The 3,181-nt window shown below is 67.3% G+C and carries 2 protein-coding genes; both read right to left on the bottom strand.

Features of this window, described 5'->3' with window-relative positions:
• On the bottom strand, positions 1-971 hold a 971-nt coding region (gene odhB / locus GPA25_RS23420), incomplete at its 3' end, for a 2-oxoglutarate dehydrogenase complex dihydrolipoyllysine-residue succinyltransferase (RefSeq protein WP_169262803.1).
• Positions 972-1,003: 32 nt separating this feature from the next.
• Positions 1,004-3,181 (bottom strand): 2-oxoglutarate dehydrogenase E1 component (locus GPA25_RS23415; RefSeq protein WP_169262802.1); only part of this gene is annotated, 2,178 nt, incomplete at its 5' end.

The raw sequence follows: 3,181 nt of genomic DNA, 5'->3' as shown, positions 1-3,181 counted from the left end.
AGCATCGAACCGAACACGCCGCCGTTGGAGATCGAGAAGGTGCCGCCGGTGAGCTCGTCGAGCGTGAGCTTGCCGTCCTTGGCCTTCTGGCCGAACTCGGCGATCTTCTTCTCGATGTCGGCGATCGACATCTGGTCGGCGTCGCGCAGGATCGGCACGACCAGGCCGCGCGGGCTGCCCACGGCGATGCCGATGTCGATGTAGCCGTGGTAGATGATGTCGTTGCCGTCGACCGAGGCGTTGAGGATCGGGTAGCGCTTGAGCGCCGTGACCGCCGCCTTGACGAAGAAGCCCATGAAGCCCAGGCGCACGCCGTGGGCCTTCTCGAACTTGTCGCCGTACTGCTTCCTCAGTGCCATCACCGGCGCCATGTTCACTTCGTTGAAGGTGGTGAGGATGGCGTTTTCGTTCTTCGACTGGATCAGGCGCTCGGCGATGCGGGCGCGCAGGCGCGTCATCGGCACGCGCTCCTCGGGGCGCTCGCCGGTGAGCGCGAGCGACGCCGGGGCCGGCGCGAGCGGGGCGGCTGCGGCGCGCGGCTGGGCGGCGACGGCGTCTTCCTTGGTGACGCGCCCACCGCGGCCGCTGCCCGACACCTCGGCCGAGGCGATGCCCTTCTCTTCGAGGATCTTGCGCGCCGCGGGGCTCGCGGCAGCCGCAGCGGCGGCAGCAGCGGGCGCAGCCGCAGCCGGGGCGGCCGCGGCGGCGGCCGGGGCGCCGGCGGCGGCGGTCGCTTCGGTGTCGATCTGCGCGATCAGCTCACCCGAGGCGACGGTGTCGCCATTGGTCTTGATGATCTTCACCAGCACGCCGGCGGCCGGCGCCGGGGTTTCGAGCACGACCTTGTCGGTCTCGATGTCGATCAGGTTCTCGTCGCGCGCGACCCTCTCGCCCACCTGCTTGTGCCACGCTACGAGCGTCGCTTCCGACACGGATTCGGACAGTTGCGGCACTTTGACTTCGATCAGCATTGAATTTTCTCCCGAGGCTTCTTGCTTGTTTATTAGTTAGGCGTTTGCGGCGTCGTGTCCTGGATCGGACCGAAGGCGTTGTCGAGCACCGCCTTCTGTTGCGCGTTGTGCTTGGCGTAGTAGCCCACCGCCGGCGACGCCGACGCGGGACGGCTCACCAGCAGGAGCTTGCGTTTGGTGCCGAGCACGTTCACCAGGTGCTGGCGCGACGCGAGCCAGTACCACGCGCCCTGGTTGCGCGGCTCTTCCTGGCACCAGACGATTTCCTTGGCGTGCGGGAACTGGTTGATCGCCGCGGCGAAGGCGTCCGCCGGGAACGGGTAGATCTGCTCGATGCGCACCAGCGCGGTGTCGGTGATCTGGTGCTCGCGCCGATGCGCCGCCAGTTCGTAGTAGATCTTGCCCTGGCACAGCACCACGCGCTTGACCTTCTTCGGGTCGAGCGCTTCGACTTCCGGGATCACCGTCTGGAAGGTGCCGTGCGCCAGCTCGTCGATCGTCGAGATCGCTTCCTTGTGGCGCAGCAGCGACTTCGGCGTGACGATGATCAGCGGCTTCCGGAGCTTGCGGATGATCTGGCGGCGCAGCAGGTGGAAGACTTGCGCCGGCGTGGTCGGCACGCACACCTGCCAGTTGTTCTCGGCGGCGAGGTTCATGAAGCGCTCGGGACGGCACGAGGAGTGCTCCGGGCCCTGGCCTTCGTAGCCGTGCGGCAGCATCATGACGAGCCCCGACAGGCGCCCCCACTTGGCTTCGCCCGAGCTGATGAACTGGTCGATGACGACCTGGGCGCCGTTCACGAAGTCGCCGAACTGCGCTTCCCACACCACGAGCTCGTTCGGCTCGGTGGTCGAGTAGCCGTATTCGAAGGCGAGCACCGCTTCTTCGGAGAGCACCGAGTCGAAGCACTGGAAGCCGGCCTGGCCGTCCTGGATGTGGTCGAGCGGCTTGTAGATGCCTTCGTCCCAGCGCTCGCGCTTCTGGTCGTGCAGCACCGCGTGGCGGTGGAAGAAGGTGCCGCGGCCGACGTCCTCGCCCGACAGGCGCACCGGGTAGCCCTGCGCGAGGAGGCTCGCGTAGGCGAGGTTCTCGCCCATGCCCCAGTCGAGCGGCGCGTCGCCGCGCGCCATCGCGGCGCGGTCGTCGATGATCTTCTTGACGCGCGAGTGCAGCGCGAAGGTCGCCGGGATGGTGGCGAGGCGCTCGCCCAGGCGCTGGATCTCCTGCACCGGAATCGCGGTGTCGGCGTCATCCGTGTAGGGGCGCTTGAGGAACGGGGTCCAGTCGACGGAGAACTGGCGGTTGTGCCCGGGCAGCACCGGGTTCGACAGCAGCTGGCCCTGGTCGAGATGCTCGCGGTACTCGGCGATCATGCGCTCGGGCTCGTCGGCGGCGCAGGTGCCCTCGGCGACCAGGCGGTCGGCGTAGAGCTTGCGCGTGCCGGGGTGCTTCTGGATGCTGCGGTACATCAGCGGCTGCGTGACCATCGGCTCGTCCTGCTCGTTGTGGCCGAGCTTGCGGAAGCAGATGATGTCGACGACCACGTCCTTCTTGAATTCCTGGCGGAATTCGACGGCGAGCTGGGTGACGAAGGCGACCGCTTCGGGGTCGTCGCCGTTCACGTGGAAGATCGGCGCTTCGACCATCTTGAAGATGTCGGTGCAGTAGAGCGAGGAACGGTAGTCGCGCGGATCCGAGGTGGTGAAGCCGATCTGGTTGTTCACGACGATGTGCACCGTGCCGCCGGTGCCGTAGCCGCGCGTCTGCGAGAAGTTGAGCATCTCCTGGTTCACGCCCTGGCCCGCGACCGCGGCGTCGCCGTGGATCAGCACCGGGATCACCTGGTTGCGGTCGGTGTCCTTGCGGCGCACCTGGCGCGCGTACACCGAGCCTTCGACGACCGGGTTGATGATCTCGAGGTGCGAGGGGTTGAAGGCGAGCGTCAGGTGCATCGGCCCGCCCGGGCTCATGACGTCGCTGGAGAAGCCCATGTGGTACTTGACGTCGCCGGCGGTGAGATCCGCCGCGGCCTTGCCTTCGAACTCGGAGAACAGCATCGAGGGCGATTTGCCGAGCGTGTTCACGAGCACGTTGAGGCGGCCACGGTGGGCCATGCCGATGACGATTTCCTGCGCACCGAGGCCACCGGCGACCCGGATCAGCTCGTCCATCGCGACGATCGTCGATTCGCCGCCTTCGAGCGAGAAGCG

The sequence above is a fragment of the Aromatoleum diolicum genome (genome assembly GCF_012910955.1).
GTDB lineage: Bacteria > Pseudomonadota > Gammaproteobacteria > Burkholderiales > Rhodocyclaceae > Aromatoleum > Aromatoleum diolicum.
The sequence above is the reverse complement of the archived record's forward strand: the minus strand, read 5'-3'. Positions and strand labels throughout refer to the sequence as shown.